Origin of the sequence: Deinococcus roseus, from assembly GCF_014646895.1 — a bacterium.
GTDB classification, from domain to species: Bacteria; Deinococcota; Deinococci; order Deinococcales; family Deinococcaceae; genus Deinococcus_C; species Deinococcus_C roseus.
Window position 1 is genome coordinate 323,784 of sequence record NZ_BMOD01000001.1, and the last position, 17,144, is coordinate 340,927.

Below are 17,144 nucleotides of genomic sequence, written 5' to 3' on the forward strand. Positions count from 1 at the left end.
CGAACCATCCCGAATCACAAGCATGACGAGAATTTCGATCTTCCAGAACAACCATTTTTACATCACACTACAGCAACAGAAGTTGCACGATGCTCAATCGTTCACTGGTCAACTTTGAAAATGACAAAGGAAGCCTATAATCGAGCCGTGAACATTGCCATTCTCTGTCATGCCACAGCAGGCGGCTCGGGCGTGGTGGCCACCGAACTTGGGGTGGAACTTGCCCAGCACAACCATGAAGTGCATTTTGTTTCGACGGCCCAGCCTTTCCGGCTGTCTGCCCTGGATTGTTGCACCAATGTTTTCTTTCATCAGGTCGGACGTTATGAGTATCCCCTCTTTGAGCAGGCCCTGACCACCATCAACACCGCCAACACCCTCTCAGAAGTGATCCATGAGCATGGCATCCAGATCACCCATGCCCATTACGCCATTCCTTACACCACCAGTGCCCTGATGGCGCAGGACATCACCGGAAAAACCCGGGTGGTGACCACCCTGCACGGCACGGATGTGACCCTGGTCGGTCTGGATCCGGCCTTCAGACACTCCACCCGACATGCCATTCAGAAATCTGGCCGGGTGACTGCTGTTTCGCAGTTTCTGGCCAACCACACCAAAGAGCTTTTTGATGTGGATGTGCCCATTGAAGTGATTTACAACTTTGTGGACATTCACCGGTTCCAGCGCAACACAGATGCCAGATACCGGGCCAGGTTTGCCCATCCTGAAGAAAAAATCCTGCTTCACCTCTCCAACTTTCGAGGGGTCAAACGCACGCTGGATGTGATTGAACTTTTTGCCAGGGTGCAAACTGAAGTGCCATCCAGACTGCTGATGGTCGGAGACGGCCCGGACCGCTCCAGGGCCTTTGAACTGGCCCAGAAGCTGGGTGTACTGGGTCGGGTGCATTTTCTGGGTTCTTACCCATCGGTCGAGACCATCATGGGCATTGCAGATGTGTTCCTCCTCCCTTCCAGCCAGGAGTCTTTTGGGCTGGTGGCTCTGGAAGCCATGTCCTGCGGCGTACCGGTGGTGAGCAGCAACATCGGGGGCATCCCTGAGGTCAACATTCAGGGAGAAACTGGATACCTGTGTCCTGTGGGTGATGTGGACGGGATGGCCCATGCAACGTTAAAACTGCTTCAAGATGAAAAACTCCACCAGAAATTGAGTCTCAATGCCCGGTCCAGGGCGGTGGATCATTTTCAGCCGCATCATATCGTTCCCCAGTATTTGAGAGTGTACGAAGATTTACTGAGAGAATAAATTCTCATTTTTCACCCATAACATAATGAGTGATCGATGAGTATATTCAAATGATTTGTCCCCTTCTGACCTCAATTTGACAAGTTGCATTTGTCAAATTGAGGATTTTCACCCTTTAGACCCCTTAAGACCCTTAAAAACACCCAGAAAAGCACCCTTACAATTCAGTTTTCATGAGAATCTTAATTTTTCGTTTTAATGTTTTATCATCTTTTTTTACATGTTCAAGGCAGCATTTTCCTGATCGTTCAACATCAAAATGAACTGTGTTGTGAGAATGTAATGAGTAACAAAACTTATTTTTCTTAGGTTGTGCTCACAGGCTCAGCTTAACTTAAGTTAGGCAAGTCTAGAATTGCCAGAGCTTCAAAGGCGTATCGGTCCTTGGGAAAAGCCAAACGCGTGCCGCACCCCCTTCTTCGCACGCATCGACCCTAAAGCAGACAACCTGCATCTACATCACCCACAACCGGTGGGTAGAGGACGCTATTGAATTATGGCAAAACGCACCCTTAGATTCACCCTGATTGGGACTGCATTGTTGTGCAGTGTGCTGAACCTCAGCACCCCCGCCCACAGCGAAGCCGAGAAAAAATCCTTAAAGGTGGAAATCCCCCTTGATCCTGTCCTGCCTGCAGACAGCCTGGCAGAAAAAGCCCTGGAACTGACCCAGCCGGCCCCCGTACAGGCCCAGCCAGCCCAGGTGGTCAAAGCTGTGCAGCAAATTCAGGTGACCAAAACCCAGACCATAAAGGCACCTGTCAAAACCCAGACCGTCAAGACACCCGTCAAAGCCCAAACGGCCAAGGTGGTTCCAGCCCAATACCGCAGTGGCAGCAGCTTTATCCTGAAAGCCACCGCCTACAACAGCTTCTCAGGGCAAACCGACAGCAGTCCACACATCACAGCCACTGGAGCCAGAACCCGTTTTGGCATTGTGGCCCTGAGCCGGGACATGCTGCGCAAAATCCCTTACGGCAGCAAAGTCAGAATTGAACTGCTGGGAAAAGGGGCCTCCTATTACAACCGCCTGCTCTCCCAGACTGTTTTCGTGGTGGAAGACACCATGCATCCCCGCAAATACGGACAGGTGGACATCTGGATGCGTTCATCCAGCGAAGCCCGCTCCTGGGGTGTGCGTCAGGTCAGGCTCACCGTTCTCAGGTAAAATGCCACCATCAAACATGAGATGCATCTGGGTCATCTGACAGAGGGTCTGCAACAGCGGACCCTTTGCCTTTTGAAAGATTTTTGTGGATCACACAATGTTTTTGCAACCTGCCTGCCAAAACCTCCAGATGAAAGCTTGATTGAGACAGGGTGTCTGGACAGCTAACAATTCTAAGACATTCGGTTCTTAAACTGTCCCCGTACCTGGCACAACCCCCTTTCAGACTGGCTTCAGGTGCTTGCACCTGACCTCCAGATGTTGAAAGACCCTTATTGTTTTGGGGCCATGCCATGGACAGGAGGATTGAACCGTGCACAACTTGCAAATGACCTTTCCACATTCACAACAACGCCGCCTGAAAAGACTGATTCGCAAATTGACCCGTGCAGCCCAGCAAGAAGGGCACACCCTGAACGTGCTGTCTCCAGAAGAGCACCGACCCACTTTTGTGCTGCAGATTCAGGCCTCCCTGGAAGCCATCCAGAATTTCATTCGCAACCATTTCAGTTTCACCTTCAAAGATGCGCTGTGCAGCATTGAAATCCGGCCCATTTGAGGCCCATTTGAACTTGCATCTTCAGGTCCACCCTTCTGAAATTTGACCTTGCCCGTGGGACAAGGTTGTATGCTGCCCCTGAGGTAAAGGCATGCCAGAAGCGTGGCTGAAAATTGGCGAAATTGCATCCCTGCTGGGGGTCAGCACCAAAACCCTCAGGCATTACCAGAAACTGGGTCTGATTCAGGAACCCGAGCGCACCGAAGGGCAATACCGGCTGTACACCCCGGCGCACCTGGACAAACTGCGCCAGATTCGTGATTTGCAGGATCTGGGTTTGAAACTCCATGAAATCCGTTTTGTGATGGAAAGCTTAGAGCCCGAACTGCTTTTGAAGCAGATGCTGCACCTGAAAACCCAGGAACTGGAACGGGACATTGCCCGACTTCAGCAGCAAAAGCAACGGGCCGAGCAGATGCTGAAACAGGAAAAACCCCTGCAACACCTGCTGGAAGCCAAAGTTCCAGAATTCTGGAAAGCCAGTCTGGACCAGATTGCAGATCGAATTTCGCCTGAAGCCCTGCAACGGGAAAAACAACTGATGGGCAAAATGCTCAGTTTTCCCGCTTTGCAAAGCCCGGAACAACTGGAAAAAGACCAGCAGTATCTGCAAGAGCACCCGGAAATTCAGGAGCTTTTGCTGGACTGGACCGGACGGGTGGACCGCACCGAAGACCCACAGGAACTGGACTTGCTGGCCCAGGAATTGGCCCGCAGTGCCTGGTTGAGGGGCTTGTTCCTGCATCCAAAAGGTGTGCAGGACAGGCACGGAGATTTTGTGACCCAGGCTTTGCTTCCCCCGGACAGCAAAGAAGGCTGGATGCTGGAGCGTGTCAAACACCACATGCTCAGAGACCTCAAAAACAGCAAGGAGCAAAGAACCCATGAACATTCCTGAACTTGCCCAGAAACTTTTCGAACCCTTTCAATCAAAAACAGCTGGAAATGCCGTGGCTGTCCTGTGGCAAAACGAACTGGTGTATCAGCACACGGCAGGTCGGGCAAATCAGGAAAAGTACATCCCAGTCACGCCTGACACCCTGTTTTGCATTGGTTCCATCACCAAAACCATGACAGCCATCCACATCATGCAGCAGGTGGAAGCAGGCCGCATTGCTCTGGATGACCCCATCCGCAAACACCTGAAAAGCATTCCCATTGCTGAACCCTACATCAACAACCCCATCCGGGTGCGCCACCTGCTCACCCACACCTCAGGGCTGGGATATTTCCGTTCCTGGAAAGACATCTTGTTGCCTGCTGGTGGGCTGGGAGCCCTGAAGAACACCCCCACCCTCACCGAGTATTACCGGGATGGCCTGACCCCCATCTACCCACCCCTGACCCGATGGGCCTATTGCAACCATGCTTTCGCCCTGCTGGGACAGTTGATTGAAGATGTCACAGGACAGCCTTTTGAAACCACCTTCACAGCAGAGGTGCTGCGCAAATCTGGCATGGTTCATGCCACCCTGCAACGCCCCGAAAACACCGAATTGAGGGCCATGCCCTACATGAAATCTGACTCCAAATCTGGCGCTGTTTACAAACCATCCCCAGACCTGGACATCGTGGTCAAACCTGCAGGATCGGTGTACGCCAGCATCACCGACATGGTTGCCTACGCCCGGACCTTGCTGGCCCACTCCTCTCCCCTGCTGACCCGGGAATCCCATGACCAGATGCACAGCCGGCAGTTTGAAGTGAATCCTGACCTGATGGGCATGGGACTGGGTTTTGTGTTGCTGCCCTTTGGTGAAAAACAGGTGTCCTTTCACACCGGAGGCTGGCTGGGCTACAACAGTTCCATGCACATCTGCCCGGAACTGGGTGCTGCAGTGATCACCCTCTCCAACTCAGAGAACCCCGAAGTGATGTCTCTGGGAGAACAGTTTTTCAAAGAAGCCCTGCAGATCCAACCCACTGAAGCTGCAGGTGTGCCCGTGGAAGACCTGCAGTTTGCCCGCAGCTATGGTGAACCTGTCAAAGGCCTGGAGCGGGTGATTGCCCTGCTCACCCAGCCAGGAGGCCTGAAGTTGATCCGCAAAGAGGGACAGCTTCACCTGAAAACCCTCACAGGTCCCTGGAGGAAAGGGATTGCCCTGAAACCCAGAGGCGGTTCCCTGTTTGAAATTGCAGATCCACAGCAGCCCATGCTGTGCAACCTGGAAATTTCAGGACAGCGGGTGACGGCCCTGCACCTGGGCCTCAACCGGCTGGCTGGACAGTTCTGAAGCACCTGCTGCATTCTGCTGCATCTGCACACCCACAGCACGGCTCTCACCCGGCTCAGGTAAGCTAAGGGCGTCATGCGACTCATTCTCACCCTGGCCCTCTCGCACCTGCGCAGGAGGCGCACCCAGAACCTCCTCACCCTGATTGGCATTGCCGTCGGGGTGATGGTGCTGGTGACGGCCCTCTCCCTCACCAATGGATTCACCCAGTCCCTCATTGATGCCACCCTCAGAACCATTCCCCACCTGGCCCTGGTCAGCCGGGAAACCCAGCCCAACAAAGCACTGGAAGCCGCTCTGAAGAAGAATCCCCAGGTGCTGGCCTTCAGTTCCTTTGCTGCAGACAAAGCCCTGATCACCCGACCCGCCACCATGGGCCTTCCTGCCGGTGTGGACTTCTCCACCTTGCTGGGGGTAACCCCTCAGGAAAACGGCATCCTGAACCTCAGGCCCGAAGAAATGAAACTGATCAGCAGCCTCAAACCCAATGAAATTGTGCTGGGAGAGGTGCTGTCCCGTGCCATCGGGGCCTTTCCCGGAGACGAAGTGCGCCTTCTCAACAGCCAGTACAAAAGGGCCAGCTTGCGGGTCAAAGGCACTTTCCGTTCTGGCTACATCCTGATTGATCAGGCTTATGCCTTCATGAGTCAGCAAGCCGTCAAAAAACTGAACCCGGACAGCCCCATTGGGTACCGCATCAACCTGAAAGACCCCATGAAAGCCCGCGATCTGGGTTATGACCTGATGCGGCAATTCCAGGATTACAATGCACAGCCCTGGCAGGACATCAACGCCACCCTGATCGAACAGATGGCCCTGCAAAAACGGGTGATTGGCATTGTGGTGTTCCTGATCGTGATTGTGGCTGCCTTCGGCATTGCCAACATCTTGATCCTCAGCGTCTTTGAGAAAACCCAGGAAATCGCCATCCTGCGGGCCATGGGCACCCCCGAAAAGTGGATCCTGCAGACCTTCATGCTGGAAGGCCTGATTCTGGGTGTGGGCGGCCTGATCCTGGGCAACATTCTGGGTCTGCTGGTCAGCTATTACTTCAAGCTCTACCCCATCCGGCTCCCTGGAGACCTCTACTTCATTTCCAGCCTGCCTGTGCAGATCCAGGCCCTGGATTTCGTGTGGGTGAACATCGTCAGTCTGGCCACCACACTGCTGGCAGGTTTTGCAGCGGCCAGCAAAGCAGCCAGGATTGAACCTGCCAAGGTGATTCGCTGAAAGGCTGAGGGCCCTCAGCCTTCTGCCTTCTTCTTCACCTCCCAACCCTTTCTTAACTCCCCCTTAACAGCCTGCTGCCATACTTCCAGACAGATCGCGTTTTAAAAGATCCCCTTCAGGAGGAATGCACATGGACAATGACGACCAACCCATCGGCAAGGTGCTCAGCCGCAGACAGGCACTCAGGCTTTTTGGCATTGCAGGAAGCAGTGCGGTGGGGGCCACTGTGATCGGGCAGGCCCTGGCCCAGAGGCAGCCTCCAGGAGGTCCAGGGGGCAGTTCAGGCACCAGTGCAGGGAACAGCGGAGTGCAGGGGCTTCCTGGATGCGTGGTGCGTCCCTCCATGACCGAGGGGCCTTACTGGGTGGATGAGAAGCTGAACCGCAGCGACATTCGCAAGGACACCAGAACAGGAGCCATCAAAACCGGGGTTCCCCTGACCCTGATTTTTCAGGTGTCCCGCGTGGCTTTAAAGACCTGCGAGCCCAGAAGCGGCGTGATGGTGGACATCTGGCATTGCGATGCAGACGGGGTGTATTCGGATGCCAATGACCAGGGGTTCAACACCAGAGGGCAGACTTTCCTGCGTGGGTACCAGATGACCAATGCAAAGGGAGCGGCCACCTTCCAGACCATTTATCCGGGCTGGTATTCCGGTCGGGCCGTGCACATCCATTACCGGATGCGCACCATTGAGAACGGCAAGGTGACTGGAGACTTTGCTTCCCAGTTGTTCTTCGATGAGGCCGTCACCGACAAAGTGCATGCTGTGGCCCCTTACAAATCCAAAGGCAAACGGGACACCCCCAACAGCACCGACATGCTTTACAAGAACGGTGGCAACCAGATGCTTTTGAAGCTCACGGGCAGCCCGGAAAAGGGATACACAGCGACGTTTGACATCGGGCTGAACATCGGGTGACCTCATCCACCAGGGCATCAGAAAGAGGTCACCATCCTCCTTCTGGTGCTCTCAAAACAGTTTTGAGAAAAGCAAAATACTTTGGATCTTCTTCCTCAAAGATTTCTGAACCGTCCAGCATCATGGCACGGGTCAGGTACTCTGCTGCAGTGAGGTTGTCCTGCAGCTCAAAAGCAGTTTCTCCCACCCGGAGCAGCACAAAAGAGTTCAGAAAGCCTTCGGGCATCTTCATGCATTCCCAATAAAAAGGACTGGCTTTTTCAAACTGCTGCTGAGCAAAGTGGATTTCTCCGAAGCCCACGTAGATGCGCATGGTTTCCCAGTACGCGTACTTGGGTTCCGGGATCAACAAAAGCGCTTCTTCATAGATTCGGGTGGCGGCTTCAAACTCCCGGGCTTCTTCCAGGGCAATGGCCTGATCGATCTGTTCATCCACCCGGATTTTCAGGGCTTCAGGAAGGTCTTGTGGGTCAAACATGGGGGTCTCCTTTTTGAGGGCTGCGCAGACCAGAGAAGTAATCTTTCAGCAGTCTGGCACATTCTTTCTCCAGAACTCCAGTGACGACTTCAGGGGTGTGTCCCCAGTGGCTTCTGAGCAAATCCATCACCCCGCCCAGTGCACCCATTTTAGGGTTGCTGGCCCCAAACACCACTTTTGCAATGCGGCTTTCCAGAATGGCTCCAAGGCACATCGGGCAGGGTTCCAGGGTGACATAGAGGGTGCAGTCGGTCAGGTGCCCTCCCTGTTTTGTGCTGGCCTCCCGGATGGCTTCCAGCTCTGCGTGGCGGGTCAGGTCATGCAGGGCTTCGCACTGGTTGTGCGCTGCTGCAATGACCTCGTTCTGGTGTACGATGACTGCGCCAATGGGCACTTCGTTTTGCTGGCTGGCTTTGTGGGCTTCCTGGATGGCCTGTTTCATCCAGAAAGCATCTGAAGGGGGGGGTGTCTGCCCTGGAAAGCTTGCAGCCCAGATGGGAGGGTTGAGGCCCACCCATTGCACCTGCCCTTCCTCTGCCAGCAGCCAGACGTGATCCCGTTCACCTCTGGGAATTTTGCGGTCTGTCAAGACATCTGAAAGTTTGCGGGTGCCTCCAGCAAGGCGAATGCGGTCCCCTTCCTGACGGTGCCGGAGTTTCCAGTTTGCAGGAAACTGAAAATCTGGCTTTCGATAGACCTGAGGGTCGGGAATTTTTCCCTGCTGGACGGTCACCTGTTTTCCTGCAGGCAGGGTGAAATGCTGCACCACGTGTGATTGCAGGGCAGCCTGAATCTGGACCAGATGATCATGGTCAAATTCAATCCCCCGTTTTTGCAGTTTCAGGGCGATCAGGCGACGCTGGATGGCAGCGGGCTCCCTGTCCCAGCGGGAGTAAGGGGTCAATTGCTCAGCCATTTCGGTCAGCAGGTCATGGTCTTCCCTGCTGTAAGTGGCAAACCTGGCAAGAGCAGCATCTGCCTGAGGATTGAGTTCCTGAAGCCATGGCAGCACCTCATGGCGCAGACGGTTGCGGGTGTAAGTGAGGTCCTGGTTGGATTCGTCTTCACGCCAGGGCTGATTTCTGTCCAGCAGAAACTGCTGAATCTGGTTTTTGCTGATCCCCAGCCAGGGGCGATAAACTTTGCCATGCCAGGCAGGAATTCCAGTGGCTTTGGCAGTGCCCCTCACCAGTTGCCAGAGCACCGTTTCAGCCTGATCGTTCAGGGTGTGGGCTGTGAAGATCAGGTCTGTGCTGTGTTTCTTCGCTGTGCGGGTCAGAAAGCTGTACCTGAGCTGGCGTGCCGTTTCTTCGATGCTCTGGCGTTTCTTCTGACTGATGTTGCGGATGTTGGCGGTCCCAACCTCCAGGGGCACCTTCAGTTGCAGGCAGAGGTCACGCACAAAGTGCTCGTCTTCCCAGGCTGCTTCACGCAACTGGTGGTTGAAATGGGCAGCAGCGACGCGAATTCCTGCTTCAAGACAGGCCCTCAAGAGTCCAACAGAGTCTGAACCTCCAGACAGGGCCAGCAGCACGTGCCGGTCAGCATGGGACTTGAGGGGGTGGAGCAGGTCTTTCATGCTCATCCAGCCTACACCATTTGATCTATTTCGAAGTTTATCTAATTGGATTAAAATTGATTTTATGAGCATCAAACCAAAATTTCCCACATCTTCCAGCACCACCCCCGAACACAGTGCTGCCTTTTTCAAGGCCCTGGGACATCCCTCCAGACTGATGATTCTGGCCCTGCTCAGGCAGAAATCGCAGCATGGGGAGGAACTGGCAAAGCGACTCAACCTGAGTCCAGCCACCGTTTCCCATCACATGAACCTGCTGACCGAGCAGAACCTGGTGACCGCACAAAAAGATCAGTACTGGCAGGTTTACTCCCTGAATGAAAAAGCACTTCAGGGTTCAGTGTTGGCCCTCATCCCTGTGCTGATCGAAGAAAAACAGAAGTACAGTGAACAGGAAAAAATCCTGCATGCCTTCTTCAAAGATGGGCGTCTGGTGAAGTTTCCTTCCCAGATCAAGAAACAACGCATCGTGCTGGAAAAACTGATTGAGGCTTTCGAATTTGACCGGACCTACACGGAACTGGAGGTCAACCGTGTTCTGGTCGAATTCAACGAAGATGTGGCCACCCTGCGGCGCATGATGGTCACCGAAGGCCTGATGGTGCGTTCAAACAGCATTTACCAGAGGGTTAGAGACGAAACTTCCACAAAAATCCTCTGAATTCCCTACAATGTCAGGCATGACGTTGCGTGTCGGAGACCCTGCACCCCCTTTTTCTGCTCTCAGTGACCAGGGGCAACAAATCAGCCTGGACGCTTTGCATGGAAAATGGGTGGTGCTGTTCTTCTATCCCAGAGCGGGTTCCAGAGGCTGCAGTGTGGAAGCCAGGGGGTTTGAAAACCTGCTGCATGACTTTCACCGGCTGGGAACGGACATCATCGGGATCAGCACCGACACCGAGGCGCATCAGGCCAAGTTTCGCCAGGGTTGCACCCTTCATTTTCCCCTCATCCCCGACAGCGACAAGAAAATCTGCTCCAGGTATGGGGTGATGGGGTTGCTGGGGTTGCTCACAGGACAGGCAGACCGCCAGACCTTCCTGATTGACAGAGAAGGAAAAATTGCGCACCACTGGCGTTTTGTGAACCCCTTCAGCCATGCCTCAGAGGTTCTGGAGCAAGTTCAGGGCCTGACGGGGTACACTGAAACGCGTGAAAGTCAGAGTTAAAAGCGGAAAAGAAAAGAAACTGCTGAACCATTACCCCTTTGCCTACAGCGGGGATTTGCTGGAGGTCCCCGAACTCGAAGCAGGCAGTGTGGTGGATGTGCATGCCGAAGGGGGCATGTTCATCGGACGGGCATACTTCAATCCCACAGGCAGCATTCCCCTGCGCATGCTCACCCTCAAACGGGAGAACATCGACGAGAAATTCTACCGGGCACGCATCCAGCAGGCCTGGGACAGGCGCAAAGCCCGCCTGCCTGAAGCAGAAGCCTTCCGTTTGCTGCATGCAGAAGCCGACGGCACCCCTGGCATCGTTGCAGATTACTTCAATGGCGTCCTGAGCGTGCAATTCAGAAACGCTGGTGTGGAAAAGCACCGGGACATCATCCTGAGCGCCCTGAAACACGTCACGGGAGCGTCTTCAGCCTACGAACGTTCTGATACCGTGGAGCGCAACAAAGAAGGCCTGGGACAGACCACAGGCGTGCTGTGGGGGGAACCTCCCCAGGAAGTGGAATTCACCGAAGGCGGAGTCAAATTCTCCTTCAAGCCTCTGGACAGCCAGAAAACCGGATTTTTCCTGGACCAGCGGGACAACCGTGCCCTGATGGCAAACCTGGTCCAGCCAGGAGACAATTTTCTGGACGTGTACAGCTACACAGGGGGCTTCAGTTTGCACGCTGCAAAACAGGGAGCCAGAACCATGGCCATTGACAAAGACGCCACCGCGCTTGCCACCCTGGAAAAAGTGGCCCAGAAAAACGGTCTGGACCGTCAGGTGGGGATGCGCCTTGGAGATGCCATCAAGGTTCTGGCAGATCTGGAAAAAGAAAAACGCACCTTCCAGCACGCCGTCTTTGACCCTCCCACCCTGGCCAAACGCAAGGACGATGTGCCCCAGGCCAAACGCATCTTCTCCGAAGGGCTTTCCCACATCTTCAAGATGCTGACCCCTGGAGGCCACGTGCTGGTGAGCACCTGCGCCCACTACATCCGGGTGGAGGACATGCTGGACGCAGCCCGACTGGCCATGGCAGACACCGGACGCACCGCAGAAGTCATCACCGTGACCCACCAGCCTGCAGACCACCCCTGGATGCTGCTGGTCCCCGAAAGCCTGTACCTGAAATCCATCCTGCTGAGGGTTGAATGATCGGTGAAGTCAAACAGACTGAACTTCACCCTTTTTCACTTCTGCTCACCACCGAACCTGATATTTTAAAGCCATGATCGAGTTCACACCCCCTGAAGCCCCTCCTTTCAATGCCTCCTGCGCAGTGGAGCCTGCTTACCGGTTGCTGGACCACTACACCTCCTACCGGACCGATGTCACGGTGGATGGGGTCCAGCATGAAAATGTTGTGCTGTTCGATTTTCTGAAAACCCTCAAGACCCACCCAAATTATCCTGCTGCCCGCTCCCGTTTCCTGAAAAACATCGAAGGGGTTCTGGAGCGCGAGGGCGGCAAACTGGAATGGCTGGAGCGTGACCTGTGACCGAAGAAACCCTGCTGGCACTGGACAGTTACATCCAGAAACACTACGCCCAGGAGGACCGCGTCCTCAAAAACATCCTGACCCACAGCAATGAAGCTGGCCTGGACCCCATCCAGCTCAGCCCCACCCAGGCCAAGATGCTGCACCTGCTGGTGAAAATTCAGGGTGCAAAACGCATTCTGGAAGTGGGCAGTCTGGGCGGGTACAGCGGCACCTGGCTGGCCCGTGCCCTCCCCCAGGACGGCAAACTGATCACCCTGGAAATCAACCCGGACGCAGCACGGGTGGCCCGCAGCAATTTTGAACAGGCCGGTCTGTCAGACCGGGTGGAAGTCATTGAAGGCGACGCCATCCAGACCATGAAAGGCCTGCTGAAACAGGAGCCTTTCGATTTTGTGTTCATTGACGCCGACAAGACCCTCTACCCCGAGTACTACGAATTTGCCATGCGTCTGGTGCACCCCGGAAGCCTGATCGTGCTGGACAATGTGGTGCAGCAGGGTAAAATTCTGGACCCCAGCCTGAAAGAAAGCCGAAACCGCAAGGTCAGGGAACTGAACGCCTTCATCGGGCTGGATCCCAGGGTGGAAGCCATCATGGTGCCCACCTTCACCTCCAAAGGGCTGGATGGTTTTCTGGTGGTGCGGGTGAAGTAGATCCCTCTGCACCCCCCTGCACCCCCCTGCACCCCCCTGCACCCCCCTGCACCCCCTGCGCTTGTGCTGTCCCCCCTTCAGGGGGACTTTCTACGACACCCAGACCCGCAATCCATCAGAGGCCAGACGCACCTTTTCGGGAAGTCTGGTTTCTCCATTTAAAACCCTTCTGGCATCAATGTCGTGGCTCATGTGGGTGAAGATCACCTGTTTTGCAGACTGAACAGATGGCAAGGCCAGCGCTTCCTGCACATCGTAGACACTGCGGTACTTCATCTCGTAAGATTCATGCCAGTAAGAGGTGCCCAGGATCAGCAAATCCAGGTTCATCATGTGGGTCTGCTCGGTTTCTTCGGGGATGTTGATGCTGTCGGGGCAGTACACCCAGCAGAAATCGGGCTTTTCAAAACGGTAGGCATAACTGAAACCATTTGCCCCGTGGGGCACTTTAAAAGCAGACACCTGATACCCTGCCAGCATCAGTTCAGAAGTCACAGGTTTGAGCCAGTCCTGCAACTTCACGTAAGCAAAGCGGGCTTTGACCATTGGGATGACTTCTTCGGAGGCGTACATGGGCAAATCGTTACTGCCGTAGTACATGAAGTCCAGCAAATCCCCAAGGCCCAGCACATGGTCGTTGTGGGCATGGGTGATCAAGAGGCCGTCCACTTTTCTGAGGTCTTCCCGCAAAGCCTGGGTCTGGAAATCCGGTCCAATGTCGATCAGTACATTCTGAGAAGTTGAACCAGCATCTTCCTGAATCAGCAGGCTGGAGCGGGTTCTGCGGTTCTGACCGGTGCTTCTGGCCTCCTCGCAGACCGCACAATCACAATAAAAACGGGGCACCCCTCTGGAATCGGAAGTTCCCATGAAAACCAGTTGTGGCATTTGAATGCTCCTCCCAGCACAAAGGAGGGCATGTGCTGGCCCTCCTGCACGTTTAACAGAGATCAAACCTTCAGGAGTTCACGGGTGGCTTCTTCCAGGCTGCCGCTTCCTGACAGGCTGGATCCCACCAGCACGGCATCTGCAATTCCTCGAATTTCTGCCAGTTGCTCTGGAGTGGAGTAACCGCTCTCGGCAATCAGCACCCCTTCAAACCCTGCAGCTCTGGCTTTTGCAATCAGTCTGGGGGAAACCTCCAGATCGATCTTCAGGGTGGTGAGGTCGCGGTTGTTCACCCCGATGATTTTGCAACCTGCAGCCAGGGCGATGTCCAGTTCTTCAGCAGTGTGCACTTCCACCAGGGCATCCAGACCACAGTGGTGGGTGTACTCCAGGTACTCCCCGATCAGATCTCCCAGCACGGAAACCATCAAAAGGACGGCACTGGCTCCCCATTCACGGGCCTCTTCAATCATCCTGGGGTGCAGCACGAAATCCTTGCGCAGCACTGGAATCTCCACTTTTGCCACCACGGCTTTGAGAAAATCCGGGGAACCTTTGAAGTAACGCTCCTCGGTCAGGACGCTGATGGCACTGGCTCCACCCCGTTGATATGACAGGGCAGCATCCACAGGGTCCAGTTCAGCGATGGCCCCCAGAGAAGGACTGGCCTGCTTGACCTCAGCAATCAGGGCCAGAGGCTGGCTTCTGAGGGCAGTTTCAAAACGGCAGGATTTTTCCTGCTGTGGAAAATCGGTGGTGATGGGAAGCTGGTAATCCTGAGCCCGCAGGGTGCAGATCTCTCCCAGCACACCAGGGACTCGGGTAAGGTCGGGTAAACGCATGAAAGCATTCTACCGACTTGGCTGGTCACAGAAAGAAAGTCGTTTAACGAACCTTGACCCTTGGCTGGCTGTAAGCCTTCTCACCCTTCAACAGTCAAAATGCTCACTAACATGAAAGACATGCAGAATGTGCTGATCATTGAAAACAAAAAAGCAGGTCGGGGGAACCACCACCTTCACGAATTCCGGGATTTGTTGATCGAAAAAGGGATCAATGTGGTGGAACGGGAACTCAGCCGGGAAACCACCCCCGAAGCCCTCACCGCAGACACCGACAACTTTCAAGCGGTGGTGGCTGCCGGAGGGGACGGCACCATCAGCTGTGTGGCCCATGCTCTATCGGGAAAAGACATCCCCCTGCTCACCTTCCCTGCAGGGACCGCCAACCTGATTGCAGTCAATCTGGGCATTCAGGACAATGCAGAAACGCTGTATGACCTGCTGGAAAACGGAGAATCCTCCCGAATTGACCTTGCAGAGCTGGTGGTGGGCACCAAGCAATATGGCTTTACCATGCTGGCCGGAGTCGGTCTGGATGCAGAGATGATCCACGCCAGCGAGGAACTCAAACCCACCCTGGGTGTGGCAGCTTATGTGGTCGCCATGCTCAAAAAAATTGCAGTCCCAGAGGCCGACATCACCCTGGAAATGGACGGGAAAACCGTCAAGACCCGGGGCATGAGCGTGATGATCGCCAATTTTGGCATGGCCACCTTCGGCATTCCCATCACAGAAGGCATCGATCCCAGCGATGGCCTGTTCACCATCATCGTGCTGAAAGGCAACACCCCTCTGGCCCTGGTGCCCAGCATCATCGAGAGCATCAAGGCCCACCTCAAGGTGGGAAAAGTGGATTATGGAGACCGCATCGAGGTCTACCACTGCAAGGAAATCACCATCCACACCGACCCCACCCTTCCCGTGCAATATGACGGTGAGGTGGTGGAGGACGCCTGCACCCCCATTCATGCCCGTGTGCTGCCAAGAGCCGTCAGGATGATCCGGGCAAGGGAGAAAGAGGAACTGGCGACTTAGAGGCCGAGAGCCGAGGGCAAATCTGTAAAACTTTAGCTGGCGCTTCTGAATCTGACATTTGGCTGAAGCTTTTGCATTTCAAGGGCTTGGCCCTCGGCAAAAACACCTCCCTGCACGAAATTTTCGACCCTGCCTTCCTGCCCTGTGCTGTCCAGCCGTGTTAAACTCTTCTGGATATGGTGTTTTCCCCTGGTAACGGAGAAGTTCAAATCAGCGCTGAGACCATTCAGCAGCGCATCAAAGAAATTGGTGAGCAGATCACCCACGATTACGCAGGTCAGGAGCCCCACCTGATTTGTGTGCTCAACGGTGCTTTTCTGTTCCATGCCGACCTGGTCCGGGCCATTGGTTTGCCCCTGACCGTGGATTTTCTGGCGGTGTCTTCTTATGGCAATGCCAAGCAGTCCAGCGGTGAAGTCAAACTGATCAAGGACCTGAGCCTGCCCATTTCCAACCGCCATGTGATTCTGGTGGAGGACATTGTGGACACCGGCATCACCATGAATTACCTGCTGCATTATCTGGAGGGGCGTCAGCCTGCCAGCCTGAAGGTGGCTGCCCTGCTGTCCAAACCTTCCCGTCGCAAGGTGCAGGTGCCTGTGGAGTACGTGGGCTTCGAGATCCCGGATGCTTTCGTGTATGGCTTCGGATTGGACCGTTCACAGCGGGACCGCAACCTCTCTTTCATCACCTCTCAAGAGTCCTGAGATGCTGGGTTTAGCAGAGCGCCTGAAGTACGCGCTTCAGGAAGACATTGGGCGTGGAGATGTCACCACCCTGTCCACGGTGCCTGCAGGGCAGCAGGGCATCGGGTTTCTGAAACTCAAAAGCCCCGGTGTGGTGTTTGGCCTGGAAGTCGCCAGAGAAGTGTTTCATCTGGTGGATCCCAATCTGCAGGTGAACTGGGATGTGCAGGATGGCAGCGATCTGCAACCGCAGGTGCTGGGCAAAGTCACGGGCAGCATGCAGAGCATTTTGCTGGGTGAACGTCTGGCCCTGAACCTGATGCAGCGCCTTTCAGGTGTCGCCACCCTGACAAAAGCCTTTGTAAATGCGCTGGGAGACAGCAACACCAAAGTGCTGGACACCCGCAAAACCACGCCCCTGTGGCGGGATCTGGAGAAAGCTGCGGTGCGTGCTGCAGGAGGCGTCAACCACCGTTTTGGCCTGGACGATGGCCTGCTGATCAAGGACAACCACGTGGTGGCTGCAGGTGGCGTACAAAAAGCCATTCAGGCCGCCAAAGAGCGCTTCTACCTGATCAAGATTGAATGCGAAGTGGAGTCTCTGGAGCAGTTGCGTGAGGCCATTGGGTCTGGTGCAGACCGCATCATGCTGGACAACATGGACGACCAGAACCTGCAGGAAGCCGTGCGCATCAGAAATGAACTGAATCCACAGATTTCCCTGGAAGCCAGTGGCAACATGACCATAGAGCGTCTGGGACGCATCAAAAATTTTGGTCTGGATTTTGTGAGCGTGGGCGCACTGACCCATTCTGCAACAAGTTTGGACATTTCGCTGGATGTTCGGCTGGCCTGACCCAACAATGACAGTCTGATGCTGCACGTTTCTGGTGCAGGCCCGGACTGTCTTTTTTTGGGTGGTTGCTTGATTATGGG

19 protein-coding genes are annotated in these 17,144 nt (G+C 54.8%); 15 read left to right on the forward strand and 4 right to left on the reverse strand.

Annotated features, from left to right (window positions below; all coding sequences use genetic code 11):
- Positions 1 to 147: 147 nt before the first annotated feature.
- The 7 genes from bshA to IEY52_RS01465 all read left to right on the forward strand — a co-directional run bounded on the left by bshA (position 148) and on the right by IEY52_RS01465 (position 7,382).
- Positions 148 to 1,269, forward strand: coding sequence for an N-acetyl-alpha-D-glucosaminyl L-malate synthase BshA (bshA, locus tag IEY52_RS01435; RefSeq protein ID WP_229684599.1), 1,122 nt, complete (start codon positions 148 to 150; stop codon positions 1,267 to 1,269).
- A gap of 496 nt (positions 1,270 to 1,765) precedes the next feature.
- Positions 1,766 to 2,437: a 3D domain-containing protein gene (locus IEY52_RS26580; RefSeq protein ID WP_229684600.1), complete on the forward strand. Its 672-nt coding sequence runs from the start codon at positions 1,766 to 1,768 to the stop codon at positions 2,435 to 2,437.
- Between the two features lie 313 nt (positions 2,438 to 2,750).
- Entirely contained in the window at positions 2,751 to 2,996 is a 246-nt protein-coding gene (locus IEY52_RS01445) for a hypothetical protein (RefSeq protein ID WP_188998708.1), read from the forward strand.
- A 91-nt stretch (positions 2,997 to 3,087) separates the two neighbouring features.
- Positions 3,088 to 3,894, forward strand: a complete 807-nt coding sequence (locus IEY52_RS01450; RefSeq protein ID WP_188998711.1) for a MerR family transcriptional regulator — start codon at positions 3,088 to 3,090, stop codon at positions 3,892 to 3,894.
- Complete coding sequence (locus IEY52_RS01455; protein WP_188998714.1) at positions 3,881 to 5,230, forward strand: serine hydrolase domain-containing protein; 1,350 nt, start codon at positions 3,881 to 3,883, stop codon at positions 5,228 to 5,230. Before IEY52_RS01450 ends, IEY52_RS01455 begins: the two co-directional genes overlap by 14 nt.
- A gap of 75 nt (positions 5,231 to 5,305) precedes the next feature.
- A complete protein-coding gene (locus tag IEY52_RS01460; protein ID WP_188998717.1) occupies positions 5,306 to 6,460 on the forward strand; it encodes an FtsX-like permease family protein in 1,155 nt (384 codons plus the stop codon).
- Between the two features lie 130 nt (positions 6,461 to 6,590).
- On the forward strand, positions 6,591 to 7,382 hold the full coding sequence (locus IEY52_RS01465; RefSeq protein ID WP_188998720.1) for an intradiol ring-cleavage dioxygenase: 792 nt from the start codon (positions 6,591 to 6,593) through the stop codon (positions 7,380 to 7,382).
- Between the two features lie 28 nt (positions 7,383 to 7,410).
- Here IEY52_RS01465 and IEY52_RS01470 read toward each other — a convergent pair whose 3' ends face one another.
- Both IEY52_RS01470 and tilS read right to left on the reverse strand, forming a co-directional pair.
- On the reverse strand, positions 7,411 to 7,860 hold the full coding sequence (locus IEY52_RS01470) for a tetratricopeptide repeat protein (RefSeq protein WP_188998723.1): 450 nt from the start codon (positions 7,858 to 7,860) through the stop codon (positions 7,411 to 7,413).
- Positions 7,853 to 9,439 (reverse strand): tRNA lysidine(34) synthetase TilS, encoded by a 1,587-nt coding sequence (gene tilS, locus IEY52_RS01475; protein WP_188998743.1) that lies wholly within the window; start codon positions 9,437 to 9,439, stop codon positions 7,853 to 7,855. Before tilS ends, IEY52_RS01470 begins: the two co-directional genes overlap by 8 nt.
- Before the next feature lie 64 nt (positions 9,440 to 9,503).
- Here tilS and IEY52_RS01480 point away from each other — a divergent pair, with 64 nt between their 5' ends.
- From IEY52_RS01480 to IEY52_RS01500, 5 genes are all read left to right on the forward strand, one after another.
- Complete coding sequence (locus IEY52_RS01480) at positions 9,504 to 10,100, forward strand: DUF2087 domain-containing protein (protein WP_188998747.1); 597 nt, start codon at positions 9,504 to 9,506, stop codon at positions 10,098 to 10,100.
- Positions 10,101 to 10,119: 19 nt separating this feature from the next.
- The gene (locus IEY52_RS01485; protein WP_188998750.1) at positions 10,120 to 10,608 is read left to right on the forward strand and encodes a peroxiredoxin; all 489 of its coding nucleotides are present in this window, start codon (positions 10,120 to 10,122) and stop codon (positions 10,606 to 10,608) included.
- The gene (locus tag IEY52_RS01490; protein ID WP_188998753.1) at positions 10,592 to 11,758 is read left to right on the forward strand and encodes a class I SAM-dependent rRNA methyltransferase; all 1,167 of its coding nucleotides are present in this window, start codon (positions 10,592 to 10,594) and stop codon (positions 11,756 to 11,758) included. The genes IEY52_RS01485 and IEY52_RS01490 overlap by 17 nt, the downstream gene beginning before the upstream one ends.
- A 73-nt stretch (positions 11,759 to 11,831) precedes the next feature.
- Positions 11,832 to 12,101 (forward strand): hypothetical protein, encoded by a 270-nt coding sequence (locus IEY52_RS01495; RefSeq protein ID WP_188998756.1) that lies wholly within the window; start codon positions 11,832 to 11,834, stop codon positions 12,099 to 12,101.
- Entirely contained in the window at positions 12,098 to 12,757 is a 660-nt protein-coding gene (locus tag IEY52_RS01500; protein ID WP_188998759.1) for an O-methyltransferase, read from the forward strand. Before IEY52_RS01495 ends, IEY52_RS01500 begins: the two co-directional genes overlap by 4 nt.
- 90 nt (positions 12,758 to 12,847) lie before the next feature.
- On the opposite strand, the gene IEY52_RS01505 is transcribed toward IEY52_RS01500, so the two are convergent.
- Both IEY52_RS01505 and trpC read right to left on the reverse strand, forming a co-directional pair.
- Positions 12,848 to 13,645, reverse strand: coding sequence for an MBL fold metallo-hydrolase (locus IEY52_RS01505; RefSeq protein WP_188998763.1), 798 nt, complete (start codon positions 13,643 to 13,645; stop codon positions 12,848 to 12,850).
- Between the two features lie 62 nt (positions 13,646 to 13,707).
- Positions 13,708 to 14,487 (reverse strand): indole-3-glycerol phosphate synthase TrpC, encoded by a 780-nt coding sequence (gene trpC, locus IEY52_RS01510; protein WP_188998765.1) that lies wholly within the window; start codon positions 14,485 to 14,487, stop codon positions 13,708 to 13,710.
- A gap of 111 nt (positions 14,488 to 14,598) precedes the next feature.
- Here trpC and IEY52_RS01515 point away from each other — a divergent pair, with 111 nt between their 5' ends.
- From IEY52_RS01515 to nadC, 3 genes are all read left to right on the forward strand, one after another.
- Entirely contained in the window at positions 14,599 to 15,522 is a 924-nt protein-coding gene (locus tag IEY52_RS01515; RefSeq protein WP_229684601.1) for a diacylglycerol/lipid kinase family protein, read from the forward strand.
- A gap of 176 nt (positions 15,523 to 15,698) precedes the next feature.
- Positions 15,699 to 16,229, forward strand: coding sequence for a hypoxanthine phosphoribosyltransferase (hpt, locus tag IEY52_RS01520; RefSeq protein ID WP_188998771.1), 531 nt, complete (start codon positions 15,699 to 15,701; stop codon positions 16,227 to 16,229).
- 1 nt (position 16,230) lies between these two features.
- Positions 16,231 to 17,064: a carboxylating nicotinate-nucleotide diphosphorylase gene (gene nadC / locus IEY52_RS01525; protein ID WP_188998774.1), complete on the forward strand. Its 834-nt coding sequence runs from the start codon at positions 16,231 to 16,233 to the stop codon at positions 17,062 to 17,064.
- Positions 17,065 to 17,144: the final 80 nt, after the last annotated feature.